Raw genomic sequence first — 20,214 nt, forward strand, 5'->3', positions numbered from 1 at the left:
TTCGTTTTCGTTCAGCAATCGACTAATTTTTGTTCTAACAATCTATGTATAGTTCTTAGCACACGTTACTGAACAAATGGCTTCAGTACTATATAAGCGAGTTGATTGTAATTTTGAACACCGTATAACGGCGTTAGTGAACAAAAATCCTTTAAACAAAAAAAGCGGCGCAATTCTTGCGCCGCCTTTAGTTAAATCTATTTAGTTATTAACCGTTTATAAAACTTATAATCTCCTCATTAAACTTTTCTTTGTGAGTGTACACCAGTCCGTGAGGGGCATCGTCAAACACTACAAACTTAGCCTGAGGAATAGCAGCCGCGGTCTTTTCACCAGATATATCCATAGGAACCGTTTCGTCGGCTTTACCATGTATTACAAGCGTAGGTACTTTTATACGGGTTAAGTCATCCCTAAAGTCGGTTGTAGACCACGCCTGCATAGCTTTTATGGTAGCATAACCTGCCGCTTGTAGTGCAAGCGCGGAATCCTGCTGTAGCCTTTCTTCGCTTACGGGGTTACTAAACAGGTGTACGCCGTAGAACTGCTTACCAAAACCGGTAAGGAAGTGCGCACGGTCAGCTTCAAGCTGTTGTTGTATGCCGTCAAACTGCTCTTGCGGAACACCATCCGGATTACTGTCGGTTTTAAGCAAAAACGGCGTTACCGAACTTACAAAAGCCGCTTTTGTAACCCTGCCTTCATTGTTGTATTTAGAAAGGAAACGGGCTACTTCGCCCCCACCCATACTAAACCCTACGAGGGTAACATTATAAAGGTCCAGTGTTTCAAGCAGCGCCTTTAAGTCTTGCGCAAAGGCATCGTACGTATACGGCTCCCACGGTTTAGACGACTTACCAAAGCCACGGCGGTCATAGGCTATTACACGTATGTTATGCTTAGGGAGTTCGTTAAACTGGTACTCCCACATTTCCAGATTTAGGGGCCATCCATGTATAAGTACTACGGGGTCCCCCTCGCCTACTTCCTGATAATAGATTTGTACTTCTTCGGGTGTGCCGGTAAGCCCGGTGTTGGTGTTTAAGATAAATGGCATAATGTATAGGTTTTGAATTGTTATCACCCAAAAGTACCCACTCTATTTTAAGATAATTCCTTAATTAAGAAAGCCTTTTGAGTTAATTAAAAGCTAATTAACCCAAAAGGCTCTTTTACGTAACCTCCACAAAACGTTTGCCTTGCACTGGCCGGTATTCGATAAAATATTTTGTTATTTTCGAATTGTTATATTATACTTTTTAATCATTTTTAGCATACCCGTATCGGTACTAAAAACCGTATTAAGCCCCTGTGGTTCCTGTGGCGGATCTGCGGTAAATGCATCGCCTTCGTGCCAATGGCCCTGTGACGGATTGTTTTTACCGGTACCACCATAGCCCCAAAAATTAAGTGCGGTAAATGCCTTATGCTGTTTAATGCTGCGTTGCAGCTTATCAAAAATAGCTTTGTAATACACCTCGCGGTCTGTGGCAGGCACTTTCCTGTCCAGGCTTTCGTGGGTACGAGGTAAACCGAATTCCTCCAGCACCAATGGTTTGTGCAGCTTTTCGGCTACCGCTATGTGCTGGTCTATGTATTCCATGGTTTTATTAATAGCAACAGGAAGCGTTTCGGCGGGCGTTTCGTGTTTGTACCAACCCCAGTTCTTAGGCCAAATGTGCATGGTAAGATAGTCTATCTTAGGGTTGTTGTGGGCACGCTCATAAATGGCTATATCATCTGCCGAACCTGCCTTGCCTTCGCTTCCGGTACAAATCAAATGATAACCATCCAGCTGGTCTATGGTATTTACCACATCATTTAACCATGTGGTAAAATGGCCTTCGTTATCAGCAGTAAATACGCGTGGCTCATTGGCTATTTGCCACGCCATAATGGTATTGTCTTCCGTATACTTTACCTTACTGTAAGCGTTAGTACGGGTTATAATTTTGGCAATGTGCTTTTTCATGGCCTCCTGGCATGGCATACACTGATGGAACTGCTTTACGTAGTCCATAAACTGCGGCCAGGTATTGGGCGGAATGTTAGGGTTAGGCAATGTGCCCTTGCCGTTCCATTCCAGGTACTGCGCCATACCGCCACTCCACTCCCAGTTATTCCCCAGATACAGCACAGCATACATATTACGCTTTCGTAGCTCATTAAGCAAATAATCCAGTCCATCGAGCAGATCATCGTTATACACGCCCTGCTGTGGCTGCAGCGCTGGCTTTACGGTAAAGTCCTGCGTGCCCCCTTCGGCACCAACCAGTATACGGAGGTTGTCTATAGCGTTTGCTTTTAGCTCGTCCAGCTCCTTAGCAAGGCGGGTACGATCACCCACGCTTTTACTGGCCAGCAGGCTGCCGTACCAGTAATTAGCCCCAATGTAATGGTAGGGTTTATTGCCTTTATAAAACGCTGTCCCCTTTACGGTAATATGCTCAGGCGCCGCAGTGTTTTTTTGGGCTGCGCAGGAAATACTTAACCCCATTGCCGTAAGTGCAAGGGTAGTTTTTAATACGTGCATCATAAAATATATCTTTTTTAGGGGTAAAAAGAGGGCGCAGCCCCTCCTCAAGAGCCGCGCCCTACGAAAAACATTAACCCAAATTTTAACCTATTGTGTAATGGTATACATAGCAGGTATATTGTGCTGTAATACCGATTTTGATTTAGAAGCAAAGTCTTTAAAATCCTGGGTATTGCTCTGTCCCGATGGTGGTACATAATACCCGGTAGCGTCGTTGTACCAAAACATTACATACGCTACCTTACTATCATTTGCCGTAAGGGCGTTGTACATATTTGTACTAAAAAAACCAGTTAAAGGTGCCGTAGTAGCAGTTACCCGGTAACCTGTTTCGGTCATGGCGCAGATTTTAACTCTTTCCTGTGCCAATGCCGATACCATTTTCATTTTATTGCCGGCATTTGTAACACCTTGTGTACTGCCGTTGCTAAAATCACCGTAATTATCCATACCAAGCACATCTACGTAAGCATCTCCCGGATAGCGCTCCAGGTACTTAGCGGAAGTAGTGTAACTGTTATCTGGCGAGTAAGCATACAGTACATTGTGTACGCCCTTAGTATCGCGCAGATAGGTTACTAAAAACTGCCAGGCCTGTTTGTACTGGTCTGGTGTACAGTACGCAGCGCCCCACCAAAACCAGTTGCCGTCAAACTCATGGAACGGGCGGAAAATAACCGGTATCAGCTTGCCATCGGCTCCTTTAAGGTTGTTTAGCACACTCGCCACTTTGTCTAGCTTTTGCTTAAAATATTCGTGGTTTTCTCCTCCGGGCAATATACTTGCAAACGCATTTGCTTTTTCCTGAGCGGTCATGTCGCTGGTGTAAAACGATATGCCTCTGTAAGGCTCTCGCAGGTGCCAGCTAAAGGTATTTACCATACCCTTATTATAAGCCTCCTTAACGTGATTGGTTATGATAACTTCCTGCTGGTAGAACCAGTTTTGTGCTGTCCCATCATTCTGATTATCGGTAATAAACATAAAGTCTGAGCCCAGAAGCGCAGGGTCGCTGCCCGTAGCTTTTTTTATATCTGAATTGCCGACAGCATCCTGGTAAAAAGCGTTAAACGCGTCTTGCTGCCCTATCAGGAATTTTGATTTCTGTGTATTGTGCAGATTGTAAAACAGGGCTACCGTTTCGGCTGTGGCATTAGGATCGGCCAGGTAAGAACGTACATTTTGCGCCGTAAGCACGTCGGTCTGCGCGGGTGGCGTAGTTGTAGCAGCGGCCTTATTATCGTCTCCGCTGCACGATGCCAACCCAATGGCAAGCACAACAATTAAAATCTTCTTCATAGCTTGTGCGTTCCAAAAAAGGATCAAAATACCCTTCATTTTGGTTATTGCAAATTAGCGTATCAATCGTTTTCGGGATACTGCTATTTTGTCAAAAAAACATATTATATTTTCATACGCCACTATATATAACACGAAAAATAAAAGCCTGCAAAACAACATCTTGCAGGCTTTAACCCAATAAATAGTTTTAAATGAGTATTTACAAAGGCGTCTTACTACCTTTATATGGTTACAGGCGCTTTATAAGCTCCAGGCATGCCCTGCTGTTATGGTAAGGGCATTTCCAAAAACCGGCCTTATCTTTTAAAATCAGTGAGTAATCGGCATTAACGCCCCATACCCACTCACCATTTACGGTGTCCAGTATATATTTTTTTGTAAACTCCCAATTTTGGTTTGCAGCAACGAGATATTTTTCATCTCCCGTAAGCTGCCATGCATTAACCATGCCTATTATAAATTCGCTTTGGGGCCACCAGTGCTTTTCGGCAATAAGATGGTCTTCGTGCGGGTCGTATTCGTACCAAAGCCCGCCATCAGTATCTACCCCCTCAAAGGTAGCATCGGCCATAATAACGGCGTGCTTCTTATAGATTTCTATAAGCTGTGCATCGTTTATTACCTCTGCACACCACAACAGCAACCAAGCCGCCTCAATATCATGCCCGTAAGAAATTACGTCTGGCTTCTCTACCCATTCTTCATTAAAAAACAGGTGAAGGTGACCGGTTTCTATATCCATAAAATGGTTATTTATGGTAATGAGCAGTTGTTTTATAACGCTCTTTAAACCTGCGTCGGGCCAAACCCTGTACAGGTTAGCATACCCTTCTACAATATGCAGGTGGGTATTCATGGTTTTCTTTTCGTTAGCATCTTTTTCGCTCAGGCGAAGATCGTCAATCGGTTGCCATTCTCGCGTAAAAGCCTCAAGATAACCCGAATACTCTTTATCAAAACTATGCTCTTCTATCTTATGATAAAGATTGATGGCAAGATCAAGGGCATCATCATTTTGGGTAACGGAATAGTATTCCGCTAACCCATAAATGGCAAATGCCAGCGCGTAAATCTGGTTTTTTGTATCCTTAGGCGAACCATCGGCATTAACACTCCAAAACAAACCGCCGTACTCCTTATCATAAAAATAAGTAGACAGGTAATTGTATGCGCGGTGTGCCAGCTGCAAGTGCACCTCATTTTTTGTAACAGGATATGCCGCAGCAAATGCCCACAAAATGCGGGCATTCATTACGGAGCCTTTTTCGGCTGAATAGTCTTTTTGTTCGTTACAGTCTATGGTGCCTATAAAGCCACCGTTAACGGTATCTACTGTATTTTTTTCCCAATACTCCAGTATGCTTTGCAGCTCGTGGCGCATGGCTTCTTTAAGTGGCATCATTACAAAAACTTCTTGTTGCTGTCTACAAGATCTATTATGGTTTGTACCGAACCTGCTGACGTAAAGGTATCTGCAGGCGAATTGATTACATAGTCTACCAGTTTGTCTACGGTAGAAACCGCTACGTGCATACGCGTATCAGACGATGCGTAGTAAATGTAAACCGTGCCATCTTCATCGGCTATCCAGCCGTTTGAAAACAATACATTGCTTACATCGCCCACACGTTCAATACCTTCAGGAGCCATAAAATGGCCTGCAGGGTGGTGTGTAACCTTATCTATCTCGTTAAGATCGGTCATAAACATATACAACGTATAGCGCAGCCCCGCCGCAGTGTTACGCACGCCATGCGCCAAGTGAAGCCAACCTTTTTCAGTTTTTATAGGTGCCGGGCCAAGGCCGTTTTTAAGTTCGTAAATGGTATGGTACACTTTACCGCAAATGATTTTCTCATCCTGAACTTCAGGATTTTCCATTTTATCGATAAAGCCCAGGCCAATACCGCCTCCGCTACCCACGTCTATAAAACCATCCTGAGGACGTGTGTATACCGCATACTTTCCGTTTACAAACTCCGGATGCAGTACCACATTACGCTGCTGGCCTGTATTACTAATCAGGTCGGGCAGGCGCTCCCAGTTTATAAGGTCTTTAGTACGCACAATACCTGCATTGGCTATAGCCGAACTCGTATCGCCTTTAGGGGCATTAGGGTCTTTGCGTTCGGTACAAAAAATACCGTACACATAACCGTCTTCGTGCTGAATAAGCCTCATGTCGTACACATTGGTATCAGGATTACCTTCAATCTGTGGGATAACCACCGGTTTGTCCCAAAACTCAAAGTTATCTATACCATTAGGGCTTTCGGCAATGGCGAAGAACGATTTACGATCTACACCTTCTACACGAACGCACATAATGTGCTTGCCGTTCCATTTGGTGGCACCGGCATTAAACGCGGCGTTAAAGCCTATGCGTTCCATACCATGCGGATTAGTTTCGGCATTAAGGTCATACCTCCAGTGCAGCGGAATGTGCGCCGCTGTAACCACAGGGTTTTTATAACGCATGTACACACCATTACCGGCTGCTGCTGGCTCGTTCTTTTTTTCTATCAGTTCGCGGTGGGCTTTTACCAACGCGTCGTAGTTTGGTATTACAACCGTGTTTTCAGTAATCATATCCAATTTCCTTTTGTAATAATTGGTGTAATCGTTTTGTTTTTTAAAAATCGGTAAGCCTGTTCCACCATGTTTTTTTCATTACGGCAAATATTACCGCGAGTAAAATCAACACAGTAAAAAACCCGGTCCATTTACTTAAGATAAAGTACATAGGCAATAGCGTAAGCAAAATTTGTCCTGCCATGCCCATAGCCACGTTCGCCATGTTTATGCCAAAGTTCTTGTTCTTTTGCAGAGCCGGGTCTTGTTGTTGTGCAAGCTCGTGTATGGGTTTCCACATACCCCACGGCCTTACGGTTTTGTAGAAATTAACCAGCGTTTCAGTATTCGTTGGAGGCGCCGCGTAAGAACCCAAAATACAGGCTGCCAACTGGATTACAAAAAACACCGGGAAAAAGTACAACATACGGGTACCATCAAAGAAATGGCTGAGGCCCGTAACCGATAAAAACGGTGGTATGGCGCTGGCTATGATACCAGCAAGCATTCCCCAGAAGAAACCGGTAGCATTAAAGCGCCACCAGTACCATTTGAGTACATTAGCACACACAAAGCCCCCATACAGCCCTGCGGTGATAATGTTGAATATCATGTTTACATCTTTTATAAGCAAGCCAAGGCCTACACCCAAGATTACCATAAGCGTTCCTGAAAGATACCCCATACGGATGATTTGCTTCCTGCCCGCATCCGGCTTAAAATATTTCAGGTAAATGTCGTTTACTATATACGCCTGCCCAGCATTTAGCGTACCGCTAAAGTTACTCATAAAAGCCCCAAGGAATCCGGCAAGTACCAGCCCCACAAGCCCTACAGGCAGATATTTATTTATTACAGCAGGCATTATACTTTCAAAGTTAATACCGTCTGCCGTATGGTTTATTTCAAGGTCTTTAAAGTAAAGCACGCCCAGTATACATAAGCCCATTGTCATAAAATAACGGATAGGCAGCAGTATGATAGAAATGAAACCGCTCATTTTACTGGCTTCCTCCGGCGACTTGGTACTTAATATTTTTTGGCAATCGTAGTTAGGTGCAGGGCCGGCAAGGCTTTTTAGCACGCCGCTAAAAAACATCATGGCTACCACAGCAGAAAACAGCTTATACCCATCCTGCTCCAGCTTGTGCTGTGCTTCAGGTAATATGGTTTGCCAGTCAAGCCCAAGTTCTGCACCAAACAGCGGGCTATCCCACCCCAGTGGCATTTTATCTGTAAATACAATACCGCTGTCTGCAAGCGCCATCATGGCTATGGTACCCACAAAGAGCGAACACACAATCATAATCATGTACTTAATAAAGTCGGCCAGCACAATACCGTGCATACCGCCTACTATACTATAAAATGTAGCTACAATGCAAATGCTTACGCCGTAAAACTGTGCCGTAAAATGTTTAGCATCAAGCAACGCTGCTTTATATTCGGCAGAGCCCGCAGCAAACTGCTCTATATGCTGATCTAAAAATGGTACTACACCTTTTATAGTATCGTACGGTATAAATATTTCAAGGAATTCGCCCACACCCACAAATGCATAGGCCATATAGCCCACGCAAAGCATAAGCGCAAACACCACTACTACGGCATGGCTGCTGCGCACCCCTTTATCGGTTAAGCCAAAACGCGTACCCAGCCACTCGGCACCGGTAGTAGCATTGCTTCGCCTAAGCCATTTACTAAGGAACACCATAAGGAACACCTGGTTAAACACAGGCCACATCCACGGAATCCATACACTTTTAAATCCGTATAAAAACGCCATACTAACCAGCAGCATGGTACCGCTTATATCAAACATATCGCTGGCATCGCTAAGGCCCAGCATATACCACGGAAGCACTTTGCCCCCCATAAGGTAGCTGTCTTTACTGCGCTTGGCGCGGTTTTTCATTATAATACCTATTGCCACCATAAGTAAAAAGTACGCGGCAATAATAGAGAGGTCTATAGCTGTAAGTCTCATTATATAACAAGGCAAGCGTATGTAAAACGCTTATTTTTTATAAAGGTTTAGTTTTGTTGCTTCTTTTTGAAAAAGGGTTTCCGGCTGGTTGTAGTATTTTACAAAGTCCGCCTCATACTTATGCCCTTTGTACGGCGCATAGTAGTGCATGCGCGGTGGGGCCATGTACTCATTCCACCCATGGTTACGCCATACCAACACATAAGATATTTTTCTGTTGGCTATAGCATTAGTAAGCGTTTCTGTCCACCAGGTAGCATAAGGTATTTGCTCGAAACCCGTTTCGGCAATAGCCGAAAGTTTGTTGTGTTCGCGTGCCACCTCGTCTATTATACCTACGAGGCGATGTGTGTCTGCCGCAAATTTATCGCGTTTGGCAGCTTCCTCTCCTCCTTGGTAAATATCAAAGCTAACCATATCTACATAAGCATCGCCCGGATAGTATTCCATAAAATCAGCCTTGGTTTCTACCCCAGAGTCTGATGTGTTGTACACATACAACAAGTTGTGTACACCTTTGGCTTCAAAATACTCAACCGTAAACTTCCAAAGCTCCTTAAACTGCTCAGGGGTGGTAGTATTTTTACACCACCAAAACCAGTTTCCGGTAAACTCATGGTACGGACGGAACAATATAGGAACAAGCTTGCCATCTTTACCTTTAAGCGTAAGAAAGTATGCGGCAGCATTATCTAACCAACTCTTAAACAGCTCATGCTTAGCACCGCCCGGCAACACCGAAGCCACAGTACCCGGCTCGTTATTCCAGGCGTCTTTACCCGTTAGCGGGTTGTTCATATGCCAGCTAAAGGTGTTAATGCCACCCCATTTATACACTTGCTGCACGTAACGTTTTTGGTTACTAAACGGCACACCATCGAGGTCTTTATCTGCCTTATCCTCTATACGGCCAAGATCCCAGCCGTATACCGCAGGGTAATCGCCGATAACATCTTTCACGTCGCTGCGACCTTCTTCATAGCGCCAGTTAACACCGTAAGCCAATGCATCCTGATGACCAAAAAAATATCCTTTTTCTCGTGATTTAAACAAATTTTTGTATAAGGTTACGGTTTCCGGTGTGGCATTCTTATCGGCAGGAAGCACCTGTACCCCTGCAGTTTGCGAAGTGCTTTTGCATGATACAAGAAAAATTCCGGCTAAAAGTATGGTAATGTTATTTTTCATCTATATTTGCATGTGCTTCAAAAAAAATTTTACTTCATTGTAAAATTCTTAATTAATTAGATTGATAATTCCCAACAGTATAAATTTATCAGCCCATTTTTGATAATGCCAAAGATATAACGGGCATTTAATATCAGTTAATACTATTTTATCATTATTGTAACAAAATTTTACAAACGTTGTAGTAGCTATGGACAACCAAAAATTTCATCGCGAAATACCGCCTTTATCTAAAGATGACAGCTTCCTGGTTTTTGACCGGCACAAAGACACCTTTGAGTTCCCTATACACTACCATCCCGAATACGAAATTAACTTTATTTTGGGCGGAAAGGGCGTAAAACGCATTGTAGGCGACCACATTGAAGAAATAGACGATATAGAACTTGTACTCGTAGGGCCTAACCTGCCCCACGGATGGGAACTGTTTAAATGCAAAAACAAAGACATCAACGAGATTACCATACAGTTTCACAACGACCTGTTTGACGACTCATTGCTGGAGCGCCGCATAATGCGCCCGATTAAAGATATGTTTAACCGCAGCAACCACGGCATATTGTTTTCTAAAAAAACGTCTAATGAGCTGGCAGAACGATTTAGGCGCATAAGCAAGCTCGATGGTATGGACTACTTCCTGGAGATTATGTCTATACTGCACGATATGGCCAACTCACGTAACCAACGCCTGCTGAGCAATTACACGGTAGACAGCGATGTTTTTGAAGATGACGATAAAATGAAGCTGGTGTACGAGTACATTCAACGCAACTTTAGCGAAAAAATCACGTTGGACGATGTAAGCTCTGTAGCCAGTATGAGCCCCGTATCGTTTAACCGTTTTATAAAAAAGCGTACTAATAAAACGTTTGTAAACTACCTTAACGACATCCGTGTAGGGTATGCCGCACGCTGGCTAATTGAAAAAGACCTTAGCATAAGTGAGATTGCTTATAAAAGCGGTTTTAACAATATAGCCAACTTCAACCGGATTTTTAAAAGCATAAAAAAAACAACGCCAAGCCAGTACCGCGATGAGTTCCAGGGGATGAAACGCTTCTTGTAATTGCTCTGATTTTGACAAAAAAGTACAATACACTCATTGCTTCACAAATACAAATTACAGGGTTAATTTATTGTTTTTAAACAATTTAACCCTGTTTTTGTTTGTAGTATATATATTAAAGTATAAACGCTACGCAAACGTTAGAGGAAATATTATAATGAAATGATAAAATAATATTAACCTGCTGCAGGGGTTAAGTCTAAATTTGTTTTCATCAATAAAAGAACCCTAAAATTATTGATAGCTAAATTTCTAACCTTATTAATTGCGAATTAGTAGCTAACCAAACACAAATTTTACTATGGGTAATACACTACACAAAGTTATTAAATGGTGTACTAAAGGACGAGCCCTTTTCTGCTTGCTGTCGCTCTGTTTTGCAGGGAGTTTGCATGCACAGCACAAGGTAAGCGGCGTGGTATCGGACGAAAAAGGAATGACCATTCCGGGGGTAAATGTAACCGTAAAAGGCACCCCGAACGGGGTAGCCACAGGCCTGGATGGCGACTACATCATTGAAGTACCGGAAAACGGTACACTTGTTTTCAGCTTCATAGGTTTTACAACCGAAGAAGTAGCCGTAAAAGGCAAAACCAAAATTAATGTGAAACTGGCCGAAGCCTCTAAAACCCTTGATGAAGTGGTGGTTATAGGTTACGGTACTCAAAAGAAAGAAGACCTTAACAGTTCAGTTTCATCTATACGTACAAAAGATATTGAAAACCTTAAGCAAACCTCTGTAGATCAAATGATACAGGGTAAGGCTGCGGGTGTATCTGTATCTAACAACTCAGGAGCACCGGGTAGCGCAGTATCTATCAGGGTACGTGGTACAACCTCTATTAGCGGTACTAACGAACCGCTTTACATTATAGATGGTGTTCCGGTTTCAGGAGATGCTACCGGTAAGTCTATGAGCGGCCGCCCTATGGCAGCTAACGACTTTGGCAGCTCTGGCGATTCTGGTAACAACGCAGTAAGCCCGCTATCTATGATTAACCCTAACGACATCCTTAGCATAGATATCCTTAAAGATGCTTCAGCTACAGCAATCTACGGATCAAGGGGTGCAAATGGTGTAATCATCATTACAACCAAATCAGGTAAAAAAGGAAGCGGTAAACTTTCTTACGAAGGCTACACTACCGCAGCTACCATTTACAAAAAGCTGGATATGATGGATCTTAGGCAATATGCCCGTCACCAAAATGAGCTTTCACCAATATTTGGATTTGCAGACAGCCAGCTAAGGCCGGAGTTTGCTCACCCTGAACTACTTGGTAAAGGTACAGACTGGCAGGATGCGGTTTTCCAGACAGCGATAGGAAAAAGCCACCAGTTATCATTCTCTGGCGGATCTGAAAATACATCGTACTACATCTCAGGAGGACTTCTTGATCAGGAAGGTACACAGATAGGTTCTGGATTTAAGCGTTACACGGCAAAAATAAACCTTGATACTAAAGTAAAAGACTGGCTTCGTGTAGGTGTTAATACTAACGCCGGCGTTACTAACGAAAACATTACTATAAACCAGAGTTACTCAGGTATTATAAGCAACATGCTTCAGCAAACGCCAGATGTACCGGTAAGAAACCCAGACGGATCGTTTGCAGGTTCTGCGCAAAATTCATCGGGTGTATACTACTTTAACCCTGTAGCAGAAGCACTTACTAAGCAAAACAAACTTATCCGTAAAAACTTTATGGGTAATGCTTACGCAGAAGCCGAAATCATTAAAGGCCTTAAGTATAGGATTGAAGCCAGTGCCAACACTGAGTTTAGCGAAAACCATTACTTTGTACCTACGTACAGCTTTGGTATACAAAACAACCCTATTGCTTTTTCTACAGAGCGTAACCAAAACTGGTACTCTGTAAACATTAAAAACTTACTTACGTACGACAATACATTTGGCAAACACCATGTAACCCTACTTGCAGGTCAGGAAGCAAACGACAGCCACTGGGAGGGTAATGAAATCTTCTCTACCGGTTTCCTTGCTAACGACCCACACACGGTAAACCTTGCCGATGCTAACAGCTTTAAAGTAACAGGTTACAAAGGTAGCGGCTCTATTGCGTCGTTATTCGGAAGGGTGATTTACGACTTTGGAAACAAATATGGTGTTTCTGCTTCTATAAGGAGCGACCGTTCATCTCGTTTTGACCCAAGCGTAAAAGACAAACAAACCGGTTATTTCCCTTCAGTGGCAGGTTCTTGGAAATTAAGTAACGAGCCATTTATGGAAGCTACTAAAAAATATGTAGACAACATTAAATTCAGGATTGGTTATGGTGAAACCGGTAACCAGCAAATCCCTCAGGCCAGGTATAGTGCTACACTTACCCAGCAGAACTCAGGCTTAGGCGCCGGCTTCCTGCCGTCTAACTTCCCTAACCCTAACCTTACGTGGGAGTCTATGCAGCAAACTAACTTCGGTCTTGATTTTTCATTGTTTAGTTCACGCCTTTCTGCAAGCATAGACGTGTACAGCAAAAAATCAAAAGACTTCTTATTCCAGGTGCCGCTGCCTGCTTTCCTAACCGGTGGAGAAGGTTTTTACGGTGGTATGGACGCGCCATACTCTAACCTTGGCTCTATGAAGAACAACGGTTATGATATTACCCTTACTTACAACAGCAAAGGTGAACTGCAGTGGAATTCTACTTTAGTGTTTTCTCACTACAAAAACCAGCTGACTTCTATACAAAACGGCCTTGTACTTACACAGCCGGTAAACCTTAACGGCTTTATGTCTTACGATGTTACAAACACCGTTGTAGGCCAGCCTATAGGTATGTTCTACGGATATGTTTCTGAAGGTATTGTAAGAAACGCTGCAGATGCTGCCGCTGCACCACAGCAGTTTGGCCAGGCAATAGAAGCAGGTGATATTAAATACAAAGACGTAAACGGAGATGGTGTTGTAAATGAGCTTGATAAAACCCTTATAGGTAACCCTCACCCTAAGTTTACATTTGGTTTCACTAACAATTTCCACTACAAAAACTGGGATGCTTCTATCTTTATACAAGGTAGCTACGGCAATGATATTATGAACCTTACCTACCGTAACGGTGTAAGTAACTCATCATTATACACAAATTACCTTACAGATGCCGCTAATTACTGGAGCCCTACAAACCCTAATGCAGCGCTGCCTAGGCCTGTAGGTAGTATATCTGCACAAAACAACCTGATTTCTACCCGCTGGATTGAAGATGGTTCGTATGCAAGGCTACAAAACGTAACACTAGGCTACTCACTACCTGCTTCTCTAATTTCTAAGATCAAACTGTCAAGGATGAGGATTTACGGAAGTGTTCAGAACCTGTACACACTTACTAACTACCGCGGTTACGACCCTGAGGTTGGTTCTTACAACCAAAACCAGCTTCTTACCGGTATAGACAACGGTAGGTATCCTACTCCGCGTACGTATTCTGTAGGTGTAAATGTTGAATTCTAATAAAATGACAATGAAAAAGATATCTAAAGGTTACGCTTTCTTAGCTGCTTTAGCCCTTACGGGGTTGCTGTCTTCATGTACGCAGGAATTTACCGACCGACCTGCCGAAGATGCTATCACACTTGATAACTATTACCAAAACGACGCGCAGGTAGAATCAGCCACAAACGGTATGTATTCGCGCACGTGGTTTAACTTTGGTAACAAGTTTTTCTACGCCATTGCCGAAGTAGGTTCTGGTAACATGTACTCAGGGTCAAGCGACGTTAGCGCCATGCGAAACTTTTCGCTAAACGGTAGCGACAATGAGCTTTTCTCGGGTTGGAAATCCCTGTGGTCTAATGTGGCCCAGGCAAACAATGTTATTAACTTCCTGCCTTCAAGGGTATCGCCTGCGGTAAGTGCAGATGTATTAAACAACGCAGTAGGCGAAGCATACTTTATGCGTGCTACAGCCTATTTTTACCTGGTACGCTTATGGGGTCCGGTGCCTATCATTGAGAACAATCTTGACTATATAGACACGCCTCAAATGAACACCAACAGAATTGAGGACATCTATACCCTTATAGAAAAGGACTACCTGAAAGCTATAGAACTGCTAAAAGAAAAAACACGCGGTTCTAACTACACTGCTAACGGCAGGGTATCTAAAGGTTCGGCAAAAGCTATGCTTGCTAAAGTATACCTATACCTTAAAAAGTATGCTGAAAGTAAGGCTATGGCCGAAGATGTAATAAACAGCGGTGAGTTTAAACTACTTGGAGGCAGTTCGTTGCCAAACAAGTCGTTCCATGACCTGTTTACATTCCCTAACAACAATAACGAGGAATCTATCTTCGCTATACAGTGGGTGGTAGACGGCCGTTACGGTTCTGCAAACAATGCTAACACACAGTTTGGTATCAGTACCCCTGGCCTTACTACATCTAACGCTTCTTACGGTGGTGTATTTGGCCCATCTCAGGATGTGCTTAACATTTGGGAAGCCGGCGACCTTCGCAGGAAAGAAACCATTATGCTACCGGGCGATGTGTACTCTGACATTAAAGTACGTACAAACTCAGGCCTTACTGACCAAATGGGCTTTACTGTACCATCTGCTGCAGACATAGGCGGACAGGGTGCCGGTGCTGCTATTAAAAAGTATGTAATAGGTATAGAGAATGGCGACCAGACAGGCCCTATAGACAACTGGAAAATGATGGAAAACAATACCTACATCATGAGGTATGCAGAGTTATTGCTAATCCATGCTGAAGCTACCCTTGCCGGTGGTGCCAGCACAAGCAATGCTAATGCACTTTCATCATTTAACGCTGTAAGGACACGTGCAGGCTTAACAGCTAAAACAAGCATTACGTTTGACGATATTTTCCAGGAGCGCCGTAAAGAACTTATGTTTGAAGGTGACTACTGGTTTGACCTGGGCAGGCTGCCAAGAGAACAGGCAACTGCTATCATGGCTGCTCAAAACAGGGGAAATATGTTTGGCGCAGAATATTTTACCCCGGCGGCTAACGACTTTTATTTACCGTATCCGGATAACGACCTGGCTAAAAACCCTAAGCTACTGGAAGCTCCGGTTCCGTATAACTTTGAATAATTAAAAAATTGCATCACACATGAAAGCTAATTTTATCAAATTCTTCAGCTTGCTTTTTGTGGTTGCCCTTGGCCTAACGGTATCGTGTGACAACGATGACGCTGCCGGAGCTCCAGCCATAGAAAGCGTAAGCCTTGCAACAAATGACTCTCTGGTAACAGATGGTTTTGCAAACAACATGTACATTGTTAGGGGTAAAGGCTTTAACAGTACTAAAAAAATCTACTTTAATAACGTAGATACGTACTTTAACAGCACCCTTGTTACAGATAACGTAATATTTGTAACGATAGATAAAAATACGCCGTACGAAAACGCTCCCAGCGAGCTTAAAGTAGTTACCGACGGTGGTACAGCAACCTATAGTTTCAGGATACTTCCACCGGCGCCAACGGTAAAGAGTTTTAACCCGGTTAACGTAGCCGATGGAGAGCAGTTTACCATTTACGGTAGCTACTTCCTGGATCCGGTTGTAACAGTGGGCGGTGTACAGGCAGAAATTGTATCGAGCACCCTTACCGAAATTAAAGCGGTAATGCCGGTAGGTTCTAACCACAAGTACATTACGGTTACTACGCCATCTGGTGCATCTACATGGAATACTGCGGTAGGAACGGCAATTTATGACGATGTGTTTTACTCACCATGGACTATTGAGGCTTGGAACAACCACTCTTATCTTACAAGCCTTACCGATGCTTACCAGGGTACTACCTTCATTAAAAAGAACATAGCCGGATGGGATAACATTCAGGGCAACTGGGGCTATGATGAAAGCGTATCTCAGTACACCGGTATCCATTTCGCTATCCGTTCAGACGATGCAGGCAAATTAGTACTTATCTTTAACGGTACAGGATGGGGCGATGAGACAAGGGCTGTAACCACAGGTACAGAATGGAAAGACTATAAATTTACATGGGAACAGCTTGGTGGAAGGCCTGCTGCCCTGCAAAACATTTCTTTCCAGGAGTTTACAGGCAAAGCACATAACTATTACTTTGATAACATAGGTTACACTGTAGATTAATTGGTTTTGGTTTGAAACGATTAAAAACCACATAAACAATAAGCATTCCCCGTAATTATTTACGGGGAATGTTTTTATGTAGTAAACATTTGTACATTGTACGTGTTAATCAAACACCTCTAATTTATGCTACAATATACTCCCGCTGCAAACAGATACACTGATATGCAATACCGCCGCTGCGGAAAAAGCGGACTTAAACTATCCGCATTATCCCTCGGTCTATGGCACAACTTTGGCCACGTTAACGATTTTGAAAACAGCCGCAAAATACTGCACACTGCTTTTGATAGTGGTATAACTCATTTTGACCTTGCCAATAACTATGGTCCCCCGCCGGGCTCGGCAGAAGAAAATTTTGGTAAAATACTTCATCAGGATTTTACATCTTACAGGGATGAGCTTATCATTTCTACCAAAGCCGGCTATACCATGTGGGACGGGCCTTATGGCGACTGGGGCAGTAAAAAATATTTGGTTTCGAGCCTTGACCAAAGTTTAAAACGGATGAGGCTTGATTATGTAGATATTTTTTACCATCATCGCCCAGACCCTGAAACGCCATTGGAAGAAACCATGGCAGCCCTGGACCTTATTGTAAGGCAGGGAAAAGCATTATATGCAGGTATAAGCAATTACAATGCAGAACACGCACAAAAGGCCATAACGTTATTAAAGGAAATGGGTACACCATGCGTTATCCACCAACCGAAATACAGCATGCTTGTACGCGACCCGGAAAACGGATTGCTCGACGTGCTGGGTAGCAACGGTGTGGGTTGTATCCCTTTTTCGCCACTGGCACAGGGCTTACTTACCGATAAGTATCTTAATGGCATCCCTGCAGATAGCCCGGTAGCTACAAGCGGGCAGTTTTTAAACCAAAGCCACATTACACCCGAAAAAATAGAGAAAATAAAACAGCTTAATGCCATTGCACAACAACGTGGACAAAAGTTGGCTCACATGGCGCTGTCGTGGATATTAAAAGAGAACAGAGTAACATCGGTACTTATAGGCGCCAGTAAGCCGGAACAGGTAACCGATAGTATACAGTGCCTTAAAAATACAAGCTTTAGCGAGGAGGAACTGAATGCTATAGATAATATACTCAATCAATAAACTGAAAATACACCAATTAATGAAGAAACTGATTACAGCACTGTGCCTTGCCACCGGCCTTACCGGATTTGCTCAGGGCAACAACTACGTGCAGGATTATACAAAATACCAAAACCTGGCTCTTACCCCACCTATGGGATGGAACAGCTGGAATAAATTTGCCTGTAACGTAGACGAAAAAATGATTATGCAAATGGCAGACGCCATGGTAGCTACCGGAATGCGCGATGCCGGTTACACCTACATAAATATAGACGACTGCTGGCACGGCGATAGAGATGCACAGGGTTTTATTCACCCGGATGCTAAACGTTTCCCTTCAGGGATGAAGGCACTGGCAGATTATGTGCACAGCAAGGGACTAAAACTGGGTATTTACAGTGATGCCGGCAGCCAAACCTGTGGCGGTAGGCCGGGCAGCCGTGGATTCGAATTTCAGGATGCACAGCAATACGCCGCGTGGGGTATAGATTACCTTAAGTACGACTGGTGCAATACCGAAGGCCTTAAGGCCGAAGGTGCTTACAAAACCATAACAGCAGCACTTAAAAAAGCAGGTCGACCTATAGTACTGAGTATTTGCGAATGGGGTACCGATAAACCATGGGAATGGGGGCAAAACGTAGGCCACCTGTGGAGGACTACAGGCGACATATACAACTGTTTTGACTGTATTGAAGACCACGGTACCTGGAAATCCTGGGGTGTTATGCAAATTGTAGACATGCAAAAAGACCTAAGAAAGTACGCCGGGCCAGGCCACTGGAACGACCCGGACATGCTGGAAATAGGCAATGGAAAACTTACTCCCGGCGAAAACAGGGCGCACTTTACATTATGGGCCATGCTAGCGGCACCACTTATTGCCGGTAACGACCTAAGGACTATGGATGCCGAAACGCTTGAAGTGCTTACAAATAAGGATGTCATTGCCCTTAACCAGGATAAGCAGGGTACACAGGGGTTTAAGGTATCTGCAACAGATGGGCTTGAAGTTTGGGCAAAACCACTACAGGGTGGCGACTGGGCCATTGCATTCTTAAACCGTGGTACCGTAAATAAAACAGTGGATTTTGACTGGAGTAAAAACGAAATTAAAGATACTGATTTTGGCTTCAGTACTAACTTCGCTACTACTACGTATAACCTTAAAAATCTTTGGGATAAAAAAGACAAAGGTACAGCCACTACCAAAAAAGTATTTAAAACAATGGTGCCTGCACATGATGTAGTGGTGCTGCGTTTAACCAAAAAGAAATAAGTATATGAAAAAAATAAAAATCCTGGCGCTGTCAATACTCATGGCTTCGGCTGCTACCGCGCAGGTAAAAGAGCACGGCAAACTAAGCGTACAGGGTACACAACTTACAGATAGCCATGGCAAACCTGTAGTATTAAGGGGAATGAGCTTCGGTTGGAGCAGTTTTTGGCCAAGATTCTATAACGCTAAAACCGTAAAATGGCTAAAAGACGACTGGAACGTAAACGTACTGCGCGCTGCTGCCGGTATTGAGGTGGGCGACAAAGGCAAAACCTATAAAGACAACCCCGAGTTTGTAAAAAAATGCGTTACAAATGTGGTAGACGGTGCCATAAAGAACAATATTTATGTTATAATAGACTGGCACAGCCATAACATAAACTTGGAAGATGCAAAGGCGTTTTTTGATGAGATGAGTAAAAAGTACGCCAAATACCCAAACATTATTTATGAGGTATTTAATGAACCCGATGAAGAAACATGGCCGGAAGTAAAAGCCTACGCAGAAGAGGTGATAAAGGTGATACGTAAAAACGACCCTGATAACATTATACTGGTAGGCTGCCCTCACTGGGACCAGGACATTAACCTGCCTGCCGCAGATCCTATAAAGGGTTACAGCAACCTAATGTACACCGTGCACTTTTATGCCGCTACACATAAGCAGTATCTTAGAGACCGTGCCGATGCAGCACTCAAGGCGGGGCTACCGGTATTTATATCTGAAAGTGCCGGAATGGAAGCTACCGGAGATGGCCCGCTGGATAAAGCAGAGTGGCAAAACTGGATAGACTGGATGGAAGCCCGAAAACTGAGCTGGATTACATGGTCCGTTTCAGATAAAGACGAAACGTGTAGCGTACTGTACCCTTCTGCCGGCTCTGAAGGAAAGTGGAAAGATAAAGACCTTAAAGAAAGCGGCCGAATGGCACGTGCATACTTAAAAAAATTGAACGAAAAACTTTAGTGCTTTAAATAACACCGTGAGTTTAATTAGTTAGTTCTGTAAATTCCATCCCTCAAAGGATGGAATTTCTTTTTATAAAAAAATCCTGCCTTAACAGCGGCAGGAT

At 43.5% G+C, this 20,214-nt stretch carries 14 protein-coding genes; 7 read left to right on the top strand and 7 right to left on the bottom strand.

The genetic code is table 11. The features are described 5' to 3' along the window. Positions 1-208: 208 nt before the first annotated feature. The 7 genes from ACLI08_RS15715 to ACLI08_RS15745 all read right to left on the bottom strand — a co-directional run bounded on the left by ACLI08_RS15715 (position 209) and on the right by ACLI08_RS15745 (position 9,584). A complete protein-coding gene (locus ACLI08_RS15715; protein ID WP_411429458.1) occupies positions 209-1,057 on the bottom strand; it encodes an alpha/beta fold hydrolase in 849 nt (282 codons plus the stop codon). Positions 1,058-1,231: 174 nt separating this feature from the next. Further along, positions 1,232-2,536 (bottom strand): glycoside hydrolase 5 family protein, encoded by a 1,305-nt coding sequence (locus ACLI08_RS15720; RefSeq protein ID WP_411429459.1) that lies wholly within the window; start codon positions 2,534-2,536, stop codon positions 1,232-1,234. 87 nt (positions 2,537-2,623) lie between these two features. Next, the gene (locus ACLI08_RS15725; RefSeq protein WP_411429460.1) at positions 2,624-3,835 is read right to left on the bottom strand and encodes a glycoside hydrolase family 26 protein; all 1,212 of its coding nucleotides are present in this window, start codon (positions 3,833-3,835) and stop codon (positions 2,624-2,626) included. A gap of 232 nt (positions 3,836-4,067) precedes the next feature. Next, the gene (locus ACLI08_RS15730) at positions 4,068-5,240 is read right to left on the bottom strand and encodes an AGE family epimerase/isomerase (protein ID WP_411429461.1); all 1,173 of its coding nucleotides are present in this window, start codon (positions 5,238-5,240) and stop codon (positions 4,068-4,070) included. Further along, positions 5,240-6,427, bottom strand: a complete 1,188-nt coding sequence (locus ACLI08_RS15735; protein ID WP_411429462.1) for a glycosidase — start codon at positions 6,425-6,427, stop codon at positions 5,240-5,242. The genes ACLI08_RS15730 and ACLI08_RS15735 overlap by 1 nt, the downstream gene beginning before the upstream one ends. 43 nt (positions 6,428-6,470) lie before the next feature. Continuing rightward, positions 6,471-8,396, bottom strand: coding sequence for a sodium:solute symporter family protein (locus ACLI08_RS15740; RefSeq protein ID WP_411429463.1), 1,926 nt, complete (start codon positions 8,394-8,396; stop codon positions 6,471-6,473). Positions 8,397-8,426: 30 nt separating this feature from the next. Continuing rightward, positions 8,427-9,584 (bottom strand): glycoside hydrolase family 26 protein, encoded by a 1,158-nt coding sequence (locus ACLI08_RS15745; protein WP_411429464.1) that lies wholly within the window; start codon positions 9,582-9,584, stop codon positions 8,427-8,429. Between the two features lie 190 nt (positions 9,585-9,774). Here ACLI08_RS15745 and ACLI08_RS15750 point away from each other — a divergent pair, with 190 nt between their 5' ends. The 7 genes from ACLI08_RS15750 to ACLI08_RS15780 all read left to right on the top strand — a co-directional run bounded on the left by ACLI08_RS15750 (position 9,775) and on the right by ACLI08_RS15780 (position 20,108). Beyond that, on the top strand, positions 9,775-10,650 hold the full coding sequence (locus ACLI08_RS15750; RefSeq protein ID WP_411429465.1) for a helix-turn-helix domain-containing protein: 876 nt from the start codon (positions 9,775-9,777) through the stop codon (positions 10,648-10,650). A gap of 301 nt (positions 10,651-10,951) precedes the next feature. Continuing rightward, the gene (locus tag ACLI08_RS15755; protein WP_411429466.1) at positions 10,952-14,122 is read left to right on the top strand and encodes a SusC/RagA family TonB-linked outer membrane protein; all 3,171 of its coding nucleotides are present in this window, start codon (positions 10,952-10,954) and stop codon (positions 14,120-14,122) included. A gap of 10 nt (positions 14,123-14,132) precedes the next feature. Further along, complete coding sequence (locus ACLI08_RS15760) at positions 14,133-15,728, top strand: RagB/SusD family nutrient uptake outer membrane protein (protein ID WP_411429467.1); 1,596 nt, start codon at positions 14,133-14,135, stop codon at positions 15,726-15,728. A 19-nt stretch (positions 15,729-15,747) separates the two neighbouring features. After that, positions 15,748-16,758, top strand: a complete 1,011-nt coding sequence (locus ACLI08_RS15765; protein ID WP_411429468.1) for an IPT/TIG domain-containing protein — start codon at positions 15,748-15,750, stop codon at positions 16,756-16,758. A gap of 126 nt (positions 16,759-16,884) precedes the next feature. Continuing rightward, positions 16,885-17,880, top strand: coding sequence for an L-glyceraldehyde 3-phosphate reductase (gene mgrA, locus ACLI08_RS15770; RefSeq protein WP_411429469.1), 996 nt, complete (start codon positions 16,885-16,887; stop codon positions 17,878-17,880). 19 nt (positions 17,881-17,899) lie between these two features. Then, entirely contained in the window at positions 17,900-19,141 is a 1,242-nt protein-coding gene (locus ACLI08_RS15775; RefSeq protein WP_411429470.1) for a glycoside hydrolase family 27 protein, read from the top strand. Positions 19,142-19,145: 4 nt separating this feature from the next. Continuing rightward, positions 19,146-20,108, top strand: a complete 963-nt coding sequence (locus ACLI08_RS15780; RefSeq protein ID WP_411429471.1) for a glycoside hydrolase family 5 protein — start codon at positions 19,146-19,148, stop codon at positions 20,106-20,108. Positions 20,109-20,214: the final 106 nt, after the last annotated feature.

It is taken from the genome of Flavobacterium sp. RNTU_13, assembly GCF_046614455.1.
Taxonomy (GTDB): Bacteria; Bacteroidota; Bacteroidia; order Flavobacteriales; family Flavobacteriaceae; genus Flavobacterium.